17 protein-coding genes, 1 tRNA gene and 1 pseudogene are annotated in these 14,933 nt (G+C 72.0%); 10 read left to right on the forward strand and 9 right to left on the reverse strand.

The window, feature by feature from the left end:
• The first annotated feature begins 47 nt into the window (after positions 1-47).
• A complete protein-coding gene (locus AB0898_RS16245; protein ID WP_366803577.1) occupies positions 48-338 on the forward strand; it encodes a hypothetical protein in 291 nt (96 codons plus the stop codon).
• Positions 339-1,205: 867 nt separating this feature from the next.
• Here AB0898_RS16245 and AB0898_RS16255 read toward each other — a convergent pair.
• Positions 1,206-1,730 carry a PaaI family thioesterase gene (locus AB0898_RS16255; RefSeq protein ID WP_366803578.1) on the reverse strand — a complete coding sequence of 175 codons (525 nt, stop codon included), beginning with the start codon at positions 1,728-1,730 and terminating at the stop codon, positions 1,206-1,208.
• A gap of 53 nt (positions 1,731-1,783) precedes the next feature.
• Here AB0898_RS16255 and AB0898_RS16260 point away from each other — a divergent pair, with 53 nt between their 5' ends.
• Positions 1,784-2,218, forward strand: coding sequence for a helix-turn-helix domain-containing protein (locus AB0898_RS16260; protein ID WP_366803579.1), 435 nt, complete (start codon positions 1,784-1,786; stop codon positions 2,216-2,218).
• Between the two features lie 66 nt (positions 2,219-2,284).
• Here AB0898_RS16260 and AB0898_RS16265 read toward each other — a convergent pair whose 3' ends face one another.
• Entirely contained in the window at positions 2,285-2,863 is a 579-nt protein-coding gene (locus AB0898_RS16265; protein ID WP_366803580.1) for a TetR/AcrR family transcriptional regulator, read from the reverse strand.
• A gap of 115 nt (positions 2,864-2,978) precedes the next feature.
• Here AB0898_RS16265 and AB0898_RS16270 point away from each other — a divergent pair, with 115 nt between their 5' ends.
• The 3 genes and pseudogenes from AB0898_RS16270 to AB0898_RS16280 all read left to right on the forward strand — a co-directional run bounded on the left by AB0898_RS16270 (position 2,979) and on the right by AB0898_RS16280 (position 5,497).
• Positions 2,979-4,049, forward strand: a complete 1,071-nt coding sequence (locus AB0898_RS16270) for an alpha/beta hydrolase (RefSeq protein ID WP_366803581.1) — start codon at positions 2,979-2,981, stop codon at positions 4,047-4,049.
• Positions 4,050-4,143: 94 nt separating this feature from the next.
• Positions 4,144-4,653 (forward strand): hypothetical protein, encoded by a 510-nt coding sequence (locus tag AB0898_RS16275; protein ID WP_366803582.1) that lies wholly within the window; start codon positions 4,144-4,146, stop codon positions 4,651-4,653.
• A gap of 242 nt (positions 4,654-4,895) precedes the next feature.
• A pseudogene (locus AB0898_RS16280) lies at positions 4,896-5,497 on the forward strand (fumarylacetoacetate hydrolase family protein).
• Positions 5,498-5,589: 92 nt separating this feature from the next.
• On the opposite strand, the gene AB0898_RS16285 reads toward AB0898_RS16280, so the two are convergent.
• Positions 5,590-5,991 carry a hypothetical protein gene (locus AB0898_RS16285; RefSeq protein WP_366803583.1) on the reverse strand — a complete coding sequence of 134 codons (402 nt, stop codon included), beginning with the start codon at positions 5,989-5,991 and terminating at the stop codon, positions 5,590-5,592.
• A 514-nt stretch (positions 5,992-6,505) separates the two neighbouring features.
• Positions 6,506-6,579: transfer RNA gene (locus AB0898_RS16290), tRNA-Pro, on the reverse strand.
• A gap of 104 nt (positions 6,580-6,683) precedes the next feature.
• On the opposite strand from AB0898_RS16290, the gene AB0898_RS16295 reads away from it, so the two are divergent.
• Positions 6,684-7,199 (forward strand): DUF309 domain-containing protein, encoded by a 516-nt coding sequence (locus AB0898_RS16295; RefSeq protein WP_366803584.1) that lies wholly within the window; start codon positions 6,684-6,686, stop codon positions 7,197-7,199.
• Here AB0898_RS16295 and AB0898_RS16300 read toward each other — a convergent pair.
• Positions 7,159-8,082, reverse strand: coding sequence for a GNAT family N-acetyltransferase (locus tag AB0898_RS16300; protein WP_366803585.1), 924 nt, complete (start codon positions 8,080-8,082; stop codon positions 7,159-7,161). The two genes, AB0898_RS16295 and AB0898_RS16300, sit on opposite strands and share 41 nt — an antisense overlap.
• Positions 8,083-8,201: 119 nt before the next feature.
• On the opposite strand from AB0898_RS16300, the gene cobF reads away from it, so the two are divergent.
• Positions 8,202-8,975 carry a precorrin-6A synthase (deacetylating) gene (gene cobF, locus AB0898_RS16305; RefSeq protein ID WP_366803586.1) on the forward strand — a complete coding sequence of 258 codons (774 nt, stop codon included), beginning with the start codon at positions 8,202-8,204 and terminating at the stop codon, positions 8,973-8,975.
• A 17-nt stretch (positions 8,976-8,992) separates the two neighbouring features.
• Here cobF and AB0898_RS16310 read toward each other — a convergent pair whose 3' ends face one another.
• Positions 8,993-9,745 carry a cobalt-precorrin-6A reductase gene (locus AB0898_RS16310; protein WP_366803587.1) on the reverse strand — a complete coding sequence of 251 codons (753 nt, stop codon included), beginning with the start codon at positions 9,743-9,745 and terminating at the stop codon, positions 8,993-8,995.
• Positions 9,746-9,792: 47 nt separating this feature from the next.
• Here AB0898_RS16310 and AB0898_RS16315 point away from each other — a divergent pair, with 47 nt between their 5' ends.
• Positions 9,793-10,611 carry an HAD-IIA family hydrolase gene (locus tag AB0898_RS16315; protein WP_366803588.1) on the forward strand — a complete coding sequence of 273 codons (819 nt, stop codon included), beginning with the start codon at positions 9,793-9,795 and terminating at the stop codon, positions 10,609-10,611.
• A gap of 103 nt (positions 10,612-10,714) precedes the next feature.
• Complete coding sequence (locus AB0898_RS16320) at positions 10,715-11,005, forward strand: hypothetical protein (RefSeq protein WP_366803589.1); 291 nt, start codon at positions 10,715-10,717, stop codon at positions 11,003-11,005.
• Positions 11,006-11,071: 66 nt separating this feature from the next.
• Here AB0898_RS16320 and AB0898_RS16325 read toward each other — a convergent pair whose 3' ends face one another.
• From AB0898_RS16325 to AB0898_RS16335, 3 genes are all read right to left on the reverse strand, one after another.
• A complete protein-coding gene (locus AB0898_RS16325) occupies positions 11,072-11,881 on the reverse strand; it encodes a sulfite exporter TauE/SafE family protein (RefSeq protein WP_366803590.1) in 810 nt (269 codons plus the stop codon).
• Positions 11,882-12,015: 134 nt separating this feature from the next.
• Positions 12,016-12,609: a DUF4291 domain-containing protein gene (locus AB0898_RS16330; protein WP_366803591.1), complete on the reverse strand. Its 594-nt coding sequence runs from the start codon at positions 12,607-12,609 to the stop codon at positions 12,016-12,018.
• A gap of 106 nt (positions 12,610-12,715) precedes the next feature.
• Entirely contained in the window at positions 12,716-13,903 is a 1,188-nt protein-coding gene (locus tag AB0898_RS16335) for a thiolase family protein (protein ID WP_366803592.1), read from the reverse strand.
• A gap of 125 nt (positions 13,904-14,028) precedes the next feature.
• On the opposite strand from AB0898_RS16335, the gene AB0898_RS16340 reads away from it, so the two are divergent.
• Positions 14,029-14,931, forward strand: a complete 903-nt coding sequence (locus AB0898_RS16340) for a lysophospholipase (protein ID WP_366803593.1) — start codon at positions 14,029-14,031, stop codon at positions 14,929-14,931.
• The last annotated feature ends 2 nt before the right edge of the window (positions 14,932-14,933 follow it).

Consider the following 14,933-nt stretch of genomic DNA (forward strand, 5'->3'; position numbering starts at 1 on the left):
GGATGTTCCAGCCGTGGAACGTGACCACGCGGCAGAAAGGATGTGCCGTGATCCGTACGGCAGTTGCCGACTTCACCGCCCTGGGCAAACTCCCCGCCGAGGACGGCGAGCCCGACGAGGCCCTGGAGAAGGCCGTCGAACACGCGGCAGCTCTCCTGGATCTCATTGAGCGCCCCGTGACCGACGAGGAGGCCCACGCCTTGGCGGACTGCTTCGGCGACGACGAATGCTTCGGCGTGGCCTGGTCCCTGCTGCATCTCATCGAGACGGCACCTCGCGCACGCGAGGACCAGCCTGAAGCCGCTCGACGATGGCGCGACGGTCTGACCGGCCAGTAGGACTCCAGGCGTTGAGGTCCGGAAACACCTACCTCCAGCACCCTTCCGCGCCAACCCGATCCCGCCGTACGAACTGGAACGGATACCGCCGATTCCCTGGCCTGGATCTCCTGCCCTGGAGCCCCCGCCGGCCTCGACCAGCTGACCTCCAGCCGCTCGCGTCGGCCGTACACAAGATCACGGCCGCTGCTGGAGCTAATTCCGCGCCAGTCCTTGCAGTTCGTGAGACCTGTGTGAGACGGCCGCGAGATGACGAAGCTCCAGCTTGGTGGAGTTCACTCGCCGCGCCCTGGGTCGATCAGTTCTGCTCGTCGTCCTCGGGCTCTCTGCCAACGGCGGGCGAGTCGGGTTCGGTTGGGACGGAGTTGGTCCGCAGGCGCCCATCCGTGCCCAGTGGACGCCCAGCGCCCCCGCAAGACGCAGGCCGCACCCGCGCGGCGTCGCGGCGGTCGATGACGGCTCGGATGGACTCCCGCCGGGCGTGCTGCACGACGTTGGCCGCCAGCCCGGAGCCGATCAGCGCCCCGTCCTGGGCCAACTCCGTCCAGCCCCAGACAGCACAGGCGGTACGAAGAAGACGCCGGGCGGTGGCCACGCTCTCGGGCTGCCTCGGCAGCAGGGTCTCGCTGTACCCGGGGTGCCCGGTCGGCCGGACCCCTGGATTGCAGGGCGCGGGTTCTGTCGAGGGTGTCGCCGGGACGACCTCGGCTCGACGAAGTCCGGACTGCCAGGCTGGAACGGGAGTTGGAGCGTGGTCCACCGGCTCGCGGTTGGACGGACCAACGGTGGACGCCGGCCCGGCCGTGCCGGTGTACCGGCGCCGGACCCCGACGGTGTGGGCGGAGGCCGCTGGGTCCGAGAGGGCTGTCAAGCCGGGATGATCAGACAACTGCTGGTGGCGGTGGCGAGGACGTTGCCCGCCGAGTCGCGCAGGTCGGACTCGGCGAAGCAGACACGCTTACCGGCCTTGGTGACGCGACCTCGCGCGAAGATCTCGCCGGTGTGCGCATGGATGGGGCGCAGGAAGTTGACCTTGATCTCGATGGAGCTGTAGCCGACACCGGCGGGGAGGGTGGTGTGCACGGCGCAGCCCGCCGCGGAGTCCAGCATGGCGCAGGCCATGCCGCCGTGCACCATCCCGATGGGGTTGTAGACGGATTCGTCCGGGGTCGAGGCGAAGACGACTGCACCCTCCTCGACGTCGATCAATGTGAAGCCCATCAACTCGCAGATCGGGGCTCCGGCTCGTTCCCCGCGCATCCATTGGGAGAGGAACTCGATCCCGGGCAGGTCGCGGCTGCTCTCGGCCGTGACCTCCGGGTTGCTCCACGTGACCGTCTTGGAGCGGCTGGTGGTCGAGAGCGGGGCAGGAGGAGGGGTCTGAGGCGACATGGCGGCACGCTAACAGGCTGAGTTCATTTCGTAAACGCAGGTATGCTGTCGGCATGGCACGGGAATGCTCCATCGCAGCGGCCCTGGCGGTCGTGGGTGAACAGTGGTCGCTTCTCGTCCTGCGGGAAGTGGCTCTGGGCGTAAGGCGCTTCGACGCGATCCAGGCGGCGACAGGCGCTTCTCGGGCGACTCTGGGGGCCCGGCTGCGCTCACTCACCGACTCCGGGCTCCTTGAGCGGATCGAGTACCGCGAACCGGGCTCACGGGCACGCCACGAGTACCGGCTCACTCCCGCCGGCCGCGAACTGCAACCGGTACTCACCGCTCTCATGCAGTGGGGGGACCGGCATCTGGCCGGCGCGGAGGGCCCGCCCCTGACGGTCACTCACTCGGGGTGTGGGGCAGCGGTCCGCGCGAGCCTCCGCTGCGAACGGGGACACGTACTGCCGGACACAGGCCACGAACTCACGGTCCAGCACCACCGGTAGCAGCCCCGCACCCGACCTTCCGGGAGCCCCGCTGCCCGCAGCACACGACGACTCGCTGAACCCCGCTCAGCCGATGGCCGCGACGGCGGCCCGGGCAAGCCGCGCGGGCAGCGCGTCGTCCAGCGACCCGTGGCTGAGCAGCAGGCGGAAGTGGATGGGTGCGATCAGCGTTTCGAGCACCCGGGCGGCGTCGGTGTCGGCCGGCACCTCGCCGCGCGCCACCGCGCGACTCACCATCACGCCGGCCGCGGCGACGCGGGACTCCCAGAATTCGAGTCGTGCCTGCTCCAGCGCCGGGTCGTCGGTTGCCGCCATGGTCCGCATCAGGGTCGCGGCCATCGGGTCGCGCACATAGGCGATCACCTCCGCGGCGAACCGCGTCAGGTCCTCGATCAGCGTCCCGGTGTCCGGTACCGGGAGTCGCTCCTCGCTGCGTTCCAGCAGGGCCTCGACCACGATCCGCTCGACCGACCCCCAGCGGCGGTAGATCGATGTCGCGTGGACTCCGGCACGGGCGGCGATCTCGGGGACGGTCAGATCCCGGATTCCGCGCTGCTCAAGCAGTGCCAGACCGGCGTCGTGCACGGCACGGCGCACCCGGCCGGACCGGCCGCCGGGACGAGGACGAGGGTCGGGGGAAGCCACGTGGAGCAGCCTAACGCAGCGACATTGCTTTTGGAGCGCGGGTGGGTCTAGCGTTAACGCAGTTTCACTGCGATAACGAATGTGGCGCGACCGGGCGTCACTCAAGGAGGCAACCATGGGCTACCAGTGGCCGCTCGACCCCGCGATCCTGTTCGAGGAGCGCTCCGCCCAGATGACAGGCGGTGGCCTCGACGCGGCTGATGTCGCCGCCGTCCGTTCCGCCACCGTGGACATGTGGCGCGACGGTGACGGCGGCTGGGTCCGCGAATGGTCCCGGCTCGCCGAGCGGTACGTCGCGTCCGGCCGTCTCGATCTCGCCGCCCTCGCCTACGGCTGGGCCAAGTTCCCGTCGCTCGCCGACGACGCGAAGCGCACCGCCCTGCGGCGTCAGGCCGACGTCTACGCCCAGATGGTTGCCACCGACCCGAAGATCGAGTTCGAGCGACGGGTCCTCGATGTCCCGTTCGCCGGGACCACCACTCCGGTTCCGGTGCACCTGCTCGGCGCACCCGGCCTGGCGGTCGACGTACCGGTGATCCTGGCCAGCGGCGGGGTCGACACCTGGAAGATCGACCTGCACGGGACCTGGGCCGCGCTGGCCCATCTGACCGGTGCCCGCGTCCTCGCCTTCGACATTCCGGGCACCGGGGAGACCCTGGTGCCGCTGTCCCCCGACAGTGTCGAGGTCGTTGACGGCTTGGTCGCGGCCGCCCGCGGGCTCGGCGACGGACGGGTCTTCCACTTCGGCATCTCGATGGGCGGCTACTTCGCCGCGGCGACGGGGCTGAAGGGCACCGTCGACGGCGCTGTCGTCTGCGGCGGACCGGTCGAGGCGGCCTTCGCCCCGGACAGGGAATGGCACGCCGGGATGGCGGACATCGTCGGTAACGCCGCCGGGTTCGACCGCAGTCCGGCGCCCACCGAGCTGAGCCGGCGGCTGCGAGGCATGTCGCTGCGCCCGCTGCTCGACCAGGACACGAACGCCCCGATGCTGGTGATCAACGGCGCCGACGACATCCACGTCCCCCAGGACGACACGGTCGTCTTCACCGGCCGGCGCGACACCCAGGTCACGCTGATCCCGGACAGCGGCCACTGCGCCGCGTCGAAGTTCGAGGAGATGGCCGGGAACGTGATCGCCTGGCTCAACGCCCGCATTGCCGAGAGCAAGGGCGCGGTCGCGTGAGCACGACCGCGCGACCACACCGGTTCGAGCCACCCGGCCGGGCCACCGAGGTGGCCGACGGAATCTTCGCCTACGTGCAACCGGACGGCAGCTGGTGGATCAACAACACCGGCTTCCTGGTCAACACCCACCACCACGGCGACCACACGTTCGGCAACCGCCTCTTCCCGGTGCGACCATCATCGGGCACGACCGGATTCGCACCGCCATCCGCGAAGGGGGCGAGCCACGCTCGGCGCCGCTGTTCACCGAGGTCGACTGGGGGCCCGTCGAGCTGGCGCCACCGTTCCTCACCTTCGAGGACCGCGTCACGGTGCATGTCGATGATCTGGTGTGTGACGTGCGGTACGCCGGTACACCCACCCACACCGACAACGCCTCGGTGGTATGGATCCCCGAGCGCGTCTCGCCGCTCGAAGCGGCACTCGGCGCGGACCTGGGCGAGTACGCCGAACTGCTCGACCCCGAGCGGCTGGTCGGCAATCTGCACCGCGCGTACGCCGAGGATGCCGGCACCGCACCGGGCGCGGCCGTCGACCTCGGCGCGGCCTGTGCCGACATGATCACGTTCAACGATGGTCGGCCGCTGAGCTGCCACGCCTGACCTGGAGAACCGCCATGCGCTGGACCAGTTATCGCAGCACCGCCGACGGGCGCGAGCATGCCGCCCTCCTCCACGACGGTGAACTGCTCGCGCTCGACCGCCCCCTCCTTGCCGCTCTGCGCGACGGCACTCCGCTCGACGGGTGGGCCGAGCACGCCCGGGCCCGGCCCTGGGAACGGCTCCCCGCCGCAACGACTCCCCTGCTCGCCCCGGTCCCCGACCCGCCGTCGGTGCGGGACTTCATGGCCTTCGAGAACCACGTCGTGACGTCGCACGCCGCATTCGGCGCCGAGGTCAGCCCGGTCTGGTACGAGCAGCCGGTGTTCTACTTCTCCGACCCGGCCGCGATCCTGGGGCCCGAGGACGAGGTGCCGATGGCACCGGGGACGGCACGCTGGGACTTCGAGCTGGAGGTCGCGGCCGTCGTCAGCCGGACGGGCGCCGATGTGCACCCCGACCGGGCGGCAGAGCGCGTCGCCAGCTACGTCGTGCTGTGCGACTGGAGCGCCCGCGACCTCCAGGCCACCGAGACCGCGGTCGGCCTCGGGCCCGCCAAGGGCAAGACACCGCCACGTCCCTGGGACCCTGGCTCGTGACACCCGACGAGCTCGAACCTCACCGGAAGGGGCGCGGCTACGACCTGCGGATGAGCGCTTCCGTCAACGGCCGGCCTTACAGCGACGGAACCTGGGCGGACCTGTCGTGGTCGTTCGCGGAGATGCTGTCCTACGCCTCGCGGGGCACCCGGGTGCGGCCCGGCGACGAGGTGACGCTCGAGGTCGAACAGCTCGGCGCCATCCGCAGTCTGATCAAGAGTTCGGCCGCGCCGGTTTCGTTGAGGTGAACTGACGTGCGACGGGGTCGCGTTGAGCCGTTGCTCCGGCTCATGGAAGGGCGTCCACAATCGGCCCGCAGGTGGGCCCGAAAAGAAGCGCCCTAGTCGAGGAGCGTGACCGAGTAGTCCAGCGTGGTCCCGGTGACGGAGTACGTCGCCGTCTGGCCGTTGTCGCAGTACGAGACGTACCGGTTGCCGTAGTTCTTGGTGCCGGCGACGGCGTCGACGTACGGGCGCAGGTCGGTGCCCTCCGGGAACGACGTGGTCGTCAGGTCGGTGGTCCGGGTCTGGTTCACGGGGTACGCGTCGGTCGACGGCGACTGCTCCCCGGTACGGGTGGTCGCGGCCCAGGAGAGCACGAACCCCGAGTTGTTCACCACCGCGACCTTCTGGACGCAGGGCTCCGCCTGCGCGGGCGCGGCCTGCGCGGTCACCGCCGGGACGGCGGCGAGGGCGACGGCGCCCATGAGCGGCAGCGCGGTCCTGAAGAGCTTGCGATTCATCGTTCGACTCCCTCTCATATGACGTCAAGTCCCTTGCGGTGTACGGGACTTGGGATGCGGCGCGAGTACCCGGAGATGTCCCGCACCCACTCCCGCCCTTCGGCCGGCGCAGGGAATCGGCCATTCGTTCGGATCGGAGGAACGCGGCTGGGCGCACCGGCCCGGGAGACACGCGTCGAGGCTGCTGACCGCCCGTGCGGTCACGCCCGCCGCCGGGACCCGAAAGGCGTCACCGGCCGGCCGCGTGATGCCGTCGTACGAGGCGCGGACGGATGCGGAATGGCCGAATCCGGCGGCGGATACGCCGACGCGGTGAGGGGCACGTCCATGCGCCTCAGCGCCCGAAGGAGACGCCGGCTACCCGCACCCGGACGCGCAGAAGATCACGGCCGTTGGCGCGCCCCTCTCGGCACACCTCAGCGTGCTCCGCGCTCCCTGCCGAGCCCGATCCAGAACGGCCGAGGGCCGGTTTCGGATTTCTCCGAAACCGGCCCTGAGCTGCGACTCTCACGAGTCGGGACGACAGGATTTGAACCTGCGACCCCTTGACCCCCAGTCAAGTGCGCTACCAAGCTGCGCCACGTCCCGATGCGCTTACTCGCGGTGAACCGCGTGATCGCGCGAACAGCACTTTACCCCACGGAGGGGGCTGGGCCGAAGCGGGTTCGGGTGGGGAGGGGACAATCGGTCGTATGGGAGACGCGGAGGCTGGGCCGGTGGACGACGGGCGGGACCGGGACACGGAGGGGCGGGCGCGCAACGCGCGGCCACGGGACGGGCTGGGGCGGCCGTTGCCGTACGGCGCGAACGGGGTGGAGCGGCAGCCCGAGGGGATCGTACGGTCGCCGGCGGAGACGGTCGCGGAGGCGCAGGCGCTGCTGGACGCGGGGAAGCCGTTCCACGCGCACGAGGTGTTCGAGGACGCCTGGAAGTCGGGGCCCGAGAGCGAGCGGGAGCTGTGGCGGGGGCTGGCGCAGGTCGCCGTGGGGCTCACCCACGCGGCTCGGGGGAACGTGAAGGGCGGTGCCCGGCTGCTGCGGCGCGGCGCGGGGGCGGTACGGGAGTGGGGGGTGGAGAGCGGGGAGCCCCGGCCGTACGGGATCGACCTCGCCGGGGTCGGGGCGTGGGCCCGGGAGCTGGCGGGGCGGGTGGAGAAGGACGGCGACGTCATCGACGCCGGGGCGGAGGCGCCCAGGCTCGGGGACTGAGTCCGCCGGACTCGCTTTCCGGGCAGCGGCCCAGCTCCGCCGTCCAAGCGGTGTCGGTCAGGAGGCCGCCGAGGTCCGGGTAGCGCTCATGGGCGTGTCGGATCGACTCGGCCTTCATCCAGCGGCCGAGGCCGTGTCCACGGTGCTCGGGCAGCACGCCGGTGCCGTAGAGCTGGGCGTCGCCTGTGCCGTTGCCGGGGACGACCAGCTCGGTGAAGCCGGCGATCGAGCCGTCGGAGGTGTCGACGGCGGCGACGGTGTGCAGGTGGTCGCCGCGCTGTTCGACGGCCTTCGCCGCGGCCCGGTCCCCGTCCCCGCCCCCGTCCCCGCCCCCGTCCCCGTCCCCGTCCCCGTCCCCGTCCCCGGCGACGATGCCGTAGTCCGTGTCGTCCATGGGCATGTCGTCCATGGCGCGACGTGCGGCGGCGAACGTCTCGGCGAGGTCGTCGGGCACCGTTCCGTGCCAGGACGTCAGCCGGTGGCCGGGGTGCGGGCGCTCGATGATGCGGGCGAGGGCGCTGGTGTCCGCGTCGGCCGGCTGCAAGCGGGCGAACCTCCGCGTGAGGACCTTCCGGAAACCGTGCGCGGGCAGGAAGTGGTCGCCCGTCGATCCGGCCTCGGCCTGTGCGATGACGCGGCGGCGGGCGTCGTCCCGGGCGGCGGCCACGGCGGCGTCGAGGAGCTGCGAGCCGATGCGTCGGCGGCGCTCCGCCGGATGAACCTGGAGGGTCAGTTCGGCCAGATGTTTCTGTTCGGGGCTGTTGAACAGGCGCGGAAAGGCGGTTCCGAGGGGGATGGAATCGGCGTCGGACGCCGGCCAGGCAAGTCGCCGGCTGTTCGCGCCGTGAGCGGGATCGGTCAGCGGGGTGATGCGAGACGACAAGGTGTCTCCGTCGTGAGGACGTGGCAAAGGCCGGTACGCGGACTCAGCACCTGGGCACTCCCGCGCATGAGCTCCGCCTCCCCACCCCCACTGTCAGTGCCGTACGGCACACTCGACCCGTGCGAAAGATTCATGTCATCGGGATCGGTGCCGGCGATCCCGATCAGCTGACGCTGCAGGCGGTCAAGGCGCTGCGTGGTACGGACGTGTTCTTCCTGTTGGAGAAGGGGGAGGCGAAGAGTGAGCTGACGGGGCTGCGCCGGGAGATTCTGGACGCGCATCTGGAGCCGGGGTCGTACCGGGTCGTGGAGGCGCGCGATCCGGAGCGGGACCGGAAGGCGGGCGGGGCGGGGTACTCGCCGGCGGTCGGGGACTGGCGGAGCGCGCGGGCGGGGATCTACGAGCGGCTCATCGAGGAGGAGGTCGGTCCGGACGGTACGGGGGCGTTCCTCGTCTGGGGCGACCCGGCGCTCTACGACAGCACGCTGGGGATTCTGGAGGAGGTGCTGGAGCGGGGCGCGGTGGAGTTCGCGTACGACGTGATACCCGGGATCAGCAGCGTCTCCTCGCTGGTGGCCCGGCACCGTACGGGGCTGAACCGGGTGGGGCGCCCGGTGCAGATCACGACCGGGCGGCGGCTGGCGGAGGGATTTCCCGAAGGGGTGGACGACGTCGTGGTGATGCTGGACGCGCACCAGGCCTTCCGGCGGTACGCCGGGGAGGACATGGACATCTACTGGGGGGCGTACATAGGCACCCCGGACGAGATCCTCGTCTCCGGGCCGCTCGCCGAAGCCGCCCCCCGTATCGAGGAGTTGAGGGCGGCTGCGCGGGAGCGCAAGGGCTGGATCATGGACACGTACCTGCTGCGCAGGCGCGGCGAGGAGGGCTGACGCCGGCGCCCTGGCGGTCAGGACATGTGGAGTGCGCGGAACCAGTCCAGCGCGCCCCGCACGTCCGGCACCGTCACCGCTCCCTCCGGCAGCGGGGGGCGTTCCACGACCACCACGGGCAGGCCGAGCCGGCGGGCCGCCGTGAGTTTGGGGGCCGTTGCCGTGCCGCCGCTGTCCTTGGTCACCAGTACGTCGACGCGGTGGGCGCGGAGGAGGTCCAGCTCTTCCGCGAGGGTGAACGGGCCACGGGCCAGGAGCAGTTCGGTGTGCGGGGGCAGGGGCGGTGCGGGGGGTTCCACGGAGCGTACGAGGAAGTGGAGGTCCTCGATCGCGGCGAAGGCCGACAGGCCCAGGCGGCCGGTGGTGAGGAAGACGCGGTGGCCGAGGGCGGGGAGGGCCTCGGCGGCCGCCGGCAGGGAGGGGACCGGGTGCCAGTCGTCGCCGGGGGACGGCCGCCAGCCGGGGCGGCGGAGGACGAGCGCCGGGAGGTCCGCGTCGCGGGCGGCCTGGAGCGCGTTCGTGGTGATCTTCCGGGCGAAGGGGTGGGTGGCGTCGATCAGGGCGTCCACGCGGTGGGCGCGGAGCCAGCCGGAGAGGCCGGCCGGGCCGCCGAAGCCGCCGGTGTGGGTGTCACCCGGCAGGGGGCCCGGGTGGGTGACGCGGCCCGCGAGTGAGGTGGTGACGCGTACGGCGGGGTGGTGGGCGGCGAACGCGGCGGCCAGTTCGCGGGCCTCCGTCGTGCCGCCGAGGATCAGGAGGTGCGGGGGCATGAGGGGAGCGTAGGCGAGGGGTGGGCCGGGGCGGTTATGGTCCGGGTATGGCTTCCCTTGCGGACGTGCGGGACGTACGGAACGTGCGGGGCGTCCTGGTCGACATCGACGGGGTGCTGACCGTCTCCTGGCGGGCGCTGCCCGGTGCGGTGGAGGCGTTGCGCGCGCTGCGGGACGGTGGGCTCGGGGTGGTCCTGGTGACCAACACCACCTCCCGTACGCGGGCCTCGGTGGCCGCCGCGCTCGCCGGGGCGGGCTTCGCCGTGGACGCCGACGACATCCTCACCGCGCCCGCCGCCACCGCCGCCCATCTCGCGGGCGCCCGGTGCGCGCTGCTGAACAGCGGGGACATCCGGGAGGATCTGGCCGGGGTCACGCTGGTCGACGAGGGCGACGAGGACGCGTCTGATGTCGTACCCGATGTCGTGCTGGTCGGGGGCGCGGGGCCGGAGTTCGGCTACGCGGCGGTGAACCGGGCCTTCGGCCATCTCCGTCGTGGCGCCCGTCTCGTCGCCCTGCACCGGAACCTCACGTGGCGGACCGACGCCGGGCTCCAGCTGGACGCCGGGGCGTACCTCGCGGGGCTGGAGGCGGCGGCCGGCACCGAGGCCGAGGTCACCGGGAAGCCGTCGGCCGCGTTCTTCCGGGCGGCGCTCGACCGGCTGGGCGTGGACGCGGCCGGGGCGGTGATGGTCGGGGACGACGTGGAGTCGGACGTGCTGGGGGCGCAGCGGCTCGGGATCACCGGGGTGCTGGTGCGGACCGGCAAGTTCCAGCCGGACACCCTCGACCGGGCGAGCGGCACGCCGGACCACGTGGTGGACTCGTTCGCTGACGTGCCCGCGCTGCTGGGGCTGACTCCGTAGCCGCTGTGGGCTCCCGGCGTTCCCCGGCCTGTTCGGCGGGGTGCCCGGTGGAGCCGGGGGGCGAGGTTCGCGGGCGGCACCTCGCCGCTGGGACAATGCGCGGATGACTGGTGACGGTGCTGTCGAGGTGTCGGCCCTGGCGATCAACGTCCGGGTGCCGGAGGAACTGTGCTGGACGGACATCAGGCGGGGGCAGGAATTCCGGCTGACCACGTTGAACGTGCGGCTGCTGCCGGACGGCGGACTCGCGGCGAAGGCGTACGGGCGGCCGGTCGACGGCGGGCGCGGCGCGTATGTGTCCTTCGCGGTGCCGGACCGGCCCGAGCTGGCGGCGCTGATCGAGCGGGCCGCGGGCCGCGCGGCCGAACTGTGGGGCGCGCACCGGGGGTTGTGATCTCCGGTGCGGCGCTTCCGATGACGGCGACGGCGACGGCGACGGCGACGGCGAGCCGGACCGGCCCTAGCTCAGCAGGAGTTCCAGCGCGCCCACGACGGTCGCCGCGACGACCAGCCGGTCGAAGAGCCGCTGGTTGATCTTGTTGACGGCCCATTTGCCGAGGAACGCGCCGGGCACCACGAACACCAGGAGCGCGGCGTCGAGCAGCAGCGAGCGGCCGTCGATCAGCCCGAGCGCCGCGCTGAACGGCACCTTCGACACGTTGACGATCAGGAAGAAGAACGCCGAGGTGCCGAGGAAGCCGAGCTTGCGGAAGCCCGCCGAGAGGAGATACATCGACATGACCGGGCCGCCCGCGTTGGCGACCATGGTGGTGAAGCCGCCGAGTACGCCGTAGGCGCCCGCCGTCGTCCGGCCGGCGCGCGTGGCGGTCGCCGGCCCGCCGTCCGCCGTCCCCTCCGCCTCCGCATCGGTCTCCGTCCCCTGCCGCGCCGCTGCCCGGCGCCGCCACAGCGTGATGCCCGTCATCAGCAGCAGAATCGCGCCGATCGACGTGCGGACGACACCGTCCCCGGCGTGGACCAGGAAGAGCGTGCCCGCCACGACACCGGCCGCGACCGCGGGGAACAGCCGCCACAGGGTGGGCCAATGGGCGTGCCGGCGGTAGGTGAGGACGGCGAGGATGTCGCCCGCAATCAGCAGCGGCAGCAGGACGCCGGTGGAGGCGCGGGCGGGGAGTACGGCCGCGAAGACGGCGAGGCTGACGGTGTTGGCCCCGCTGACCGCGGTCTTGGAGAAGCCGACCAGGAGGGCGGCGAGGGCCAGGGCGGCGAATTCCCAGCCGGATATGTGCCAGAGCGTCATCATGTTCATGCGGAGACTGATGCTATGCGCACGCATCCGGCGGCTCGCAGCCGCCCGAGCCGCGCGCATACCGTCCGGCGGCTCGCGGCCCCCCGAACCGCGCGCCTGTCCGGGCCGGCGCCGGTCTCACCTGGCGACTGGGCTCATCGGCGCAGGTGGTCCAGGAGTCCGTCGGGTACGGGGTAGGGGCGCTCGGGGGGAAGGAGTCGCCGGGCGGTGTCCAGGTCGCCGTCCCGGACGTGCCGGTGGATCTCGTGCGCGAGGTCGGTCGTGTCGGTGATGGAGACCGTCCACTCGTCCGCGTAGCGCTGTGCGGCTTCGCCGGCGAGGCCCAGTTGCAGCGCGCGGTGGGGAAGGGGCAGCAGCCGCACATCGCGCTCGGGATCCCACTGGACGCGAGCCGGCGCCCGCTTCAACTGCCGCTTCCAGGACGCCCGGTCGGGGTGCAGTCCGCGCTCGTAGTGGGACAGGCACGCTCGCCCCAGCGCCCATTCGAAGCCCTCGCGGGTGATCTCGACCGCGAGGACGGTCTCCTGTCCCTCCTTGGCGCCCCATCCGCAGCGGTACATCATCCAGAGGAAGGACGGCTTGATCCATGTCATCCGGTCGCGCTGCCAGGCCGGCGGGAAGCGGCCGTCGCGGGCTGCGGGCAGGCCGAGCTCCGGCCTGTACGCCTGGTAGACGATGACGGTGGAGCCGGTATAGCGGGCTCGGATCCGGTGCTGGGGTTCTGCCACGGTGACAGCGTGCGGTCACCGCTCGACGCGCGCCAGCGAATTACCTGGGCCTCGGCACCGAGTTGCCGAACCACACCGGCCTACGGCCGACACCGCCCCGCCGCCCCTACGCCCGCTCCACCAGCACCGCACTCCCCTGCCCGACCCCCACGCACATGGTCGCCAGTCCGCGCCCCGAGTCCTCTCGCCGCATCCGGTGCAGCAGGGTCGTAAGGATGCGGGCGCCCGAGCAGCCCAGCGGATGGCCGAGGGCGATCGCGCCACCGGTCGGGTTGACCAGCTCGGGGTCGATGCCGAGCTCGTCCACGCAGGCGAGGGCCTGCGCGGCGAACGCCTCGTTGAACTCGGCCTGGTCCAGGTCGGAGATATCCCAGCCGACGCGGGCGAGCGCCTTGCGGGTGGCCGGGACCGGGCCGATGCCCATCACGTCGGGGTGGACGCCCGCCGAGGCTCCGGCGACGTAGCGGCCGAGGGATTCGAGGCCCAGCTCGTTCAGCGCCTCCTCGCTGACCAGCAGGAGTCCGGCGGCGCCGTCGTTCATCGGGGAGGCGTTGCCCGCGGTGACCGTGCCGTCCGCGCGGAAGACCGGCTTCAGCCGGCCCAGCTTCTCCAGCGAGGTGTCCTCGCGGACGCACTCGTCACGCTCGACCACGGTGCCGTCCGGCCGCTCCACGAAGAGGAGTTCGTCGTCGAAGTGGCCGTTCTTCCGTGCCGTCGCCGCGAGTTGGTGGCTGCGCAGGGCGAACTCGTCCTGCCGTTCACGGGAGATGCCGTACCGCCGCGCGACCTCCTCGGCGGTCTCGCCCATGGACAGCACGCCGTGGAGATCCTTCATGGCGGGGTTGACCAGGCGCCAGCCGAGCCGGGTGTCGTACGTCTCGATGCGGTGCGGGAGCGCCTCGTCGGGGCGGGGCAGGACGAAGGGGGCGCGGCTCATGGACTCGGAGCCGCCCGCGATCACGATGTCCGCCTCGCCGGAGGCGATGGTGCGGGCGGCGGCGGTGACGGCTTCGAGACCGGAGGCGCACAGCCGGTTGACGGTGGCGCCGGGCACGGTGTCGGGCAGGCCCGCGAGGAGGGCGGCCATGCGGGCGACGTTGCGGTTGTCCTCGCCGGCCTGGTTGGCGGCGCCCCAGTAGACGTCGTCGATCCTGGCCGGGTCGAGGGCGGGCGCGTCGGCCACCAGGCGCCGGATCACCAACGCCGCGAGATCGTCGGGCCGGATGCCCGAGAGGGCGCCGCGCAGCTTGCCGAGGGGGGTGCGGCGGGCGGCCGCGAAGTGGACGGGACGCACGGCGGGGACTCCTGACCGAGGGACGACAGAACCCTTAATTAACACTGCTAGTTTTGGACTATAGACCGCGCACCGACGGCGTGGAAGGATCGTTTCCCACCTTCACCGATGCCGCAGGAGGAGACATGGCCCCCACCCCCCACGCCACGGAGCGGTCCCTCCCCGGCACCCGCGGTGCCCTCGCCCTGCGCGTCTGGCCGAACCCGGCGCCCCGACTGCTCGCCCTGATCGTGCACGGGTACGGCGAGCACACGGGCCGGTACGACGAACTCGCGGACGTCCTCGTGGGCCACGGCGCGGCCGTGTACGCCCCCGACCTCGTCGGCCACGGGAAGTCGGACGGCGAGCGCGTGCTGATCGAGGACTACGAGGACGTCGTCACCGACGTGCACCGCGTCGCCGGCCTCGCCCGCGCCGCGCATCCCGGGCTGCCGCTCGTCCTGATCGGCCACTCCATGGGCGGCATGATCGCGGCCCGCTACGCACAGCGGTACGGCGGCGAACTCGCGGCGCTGGTCCTGTCCGGGCCGGTGATCAACCGGTGGGAGCTGCCCATGGGGCTGCTCGCGTTCGACCAGATCCCCGACACGCCGATCGACACGGCGACGCTGTCCCGCGACCCCGCCGTCGGCTCCGCGTACACGTCCGACCCGCTGGTCTGGCACGGCCCCATGAAGCGGCCCACGATCGAGGCCATCGTCGGCATGCTGGAGACCGTGACCAAGGGCGGCGACATCGGCCTGCTGCCGCTGCTGTGGCTGCACGGCGAGGACGACCGGCTCGTACCGCTGCGCGACAGCCGCCCCGGTGTGGAGCGGCTGAGCGGCGGCCGGCTCACCGAGCGGATCTACCCGGGCGCGCAGCACGAGGTGTTCAACGAGACCAACCGGGCGGAGGTCTTCGCCGACGTGACCGGCTTCCTCGACGAGGTGCTGCCCGCCGAACCGAAGGCCGAACAGCCGAAGACCGAGCAGCCGAAGGCCGAGCAGCCGAAGCGGCCGGAGGCCGGGTCACCTCAGGAGGGATGACC

Source organism: Streptomyces sp. NPDC005435 (assembly GCF_040703155.1).
GTDB lineage: Bacteria > Actinomycetota > Actinomycetes > Streptomycetales > Streptomycetaceae > Streptomyces.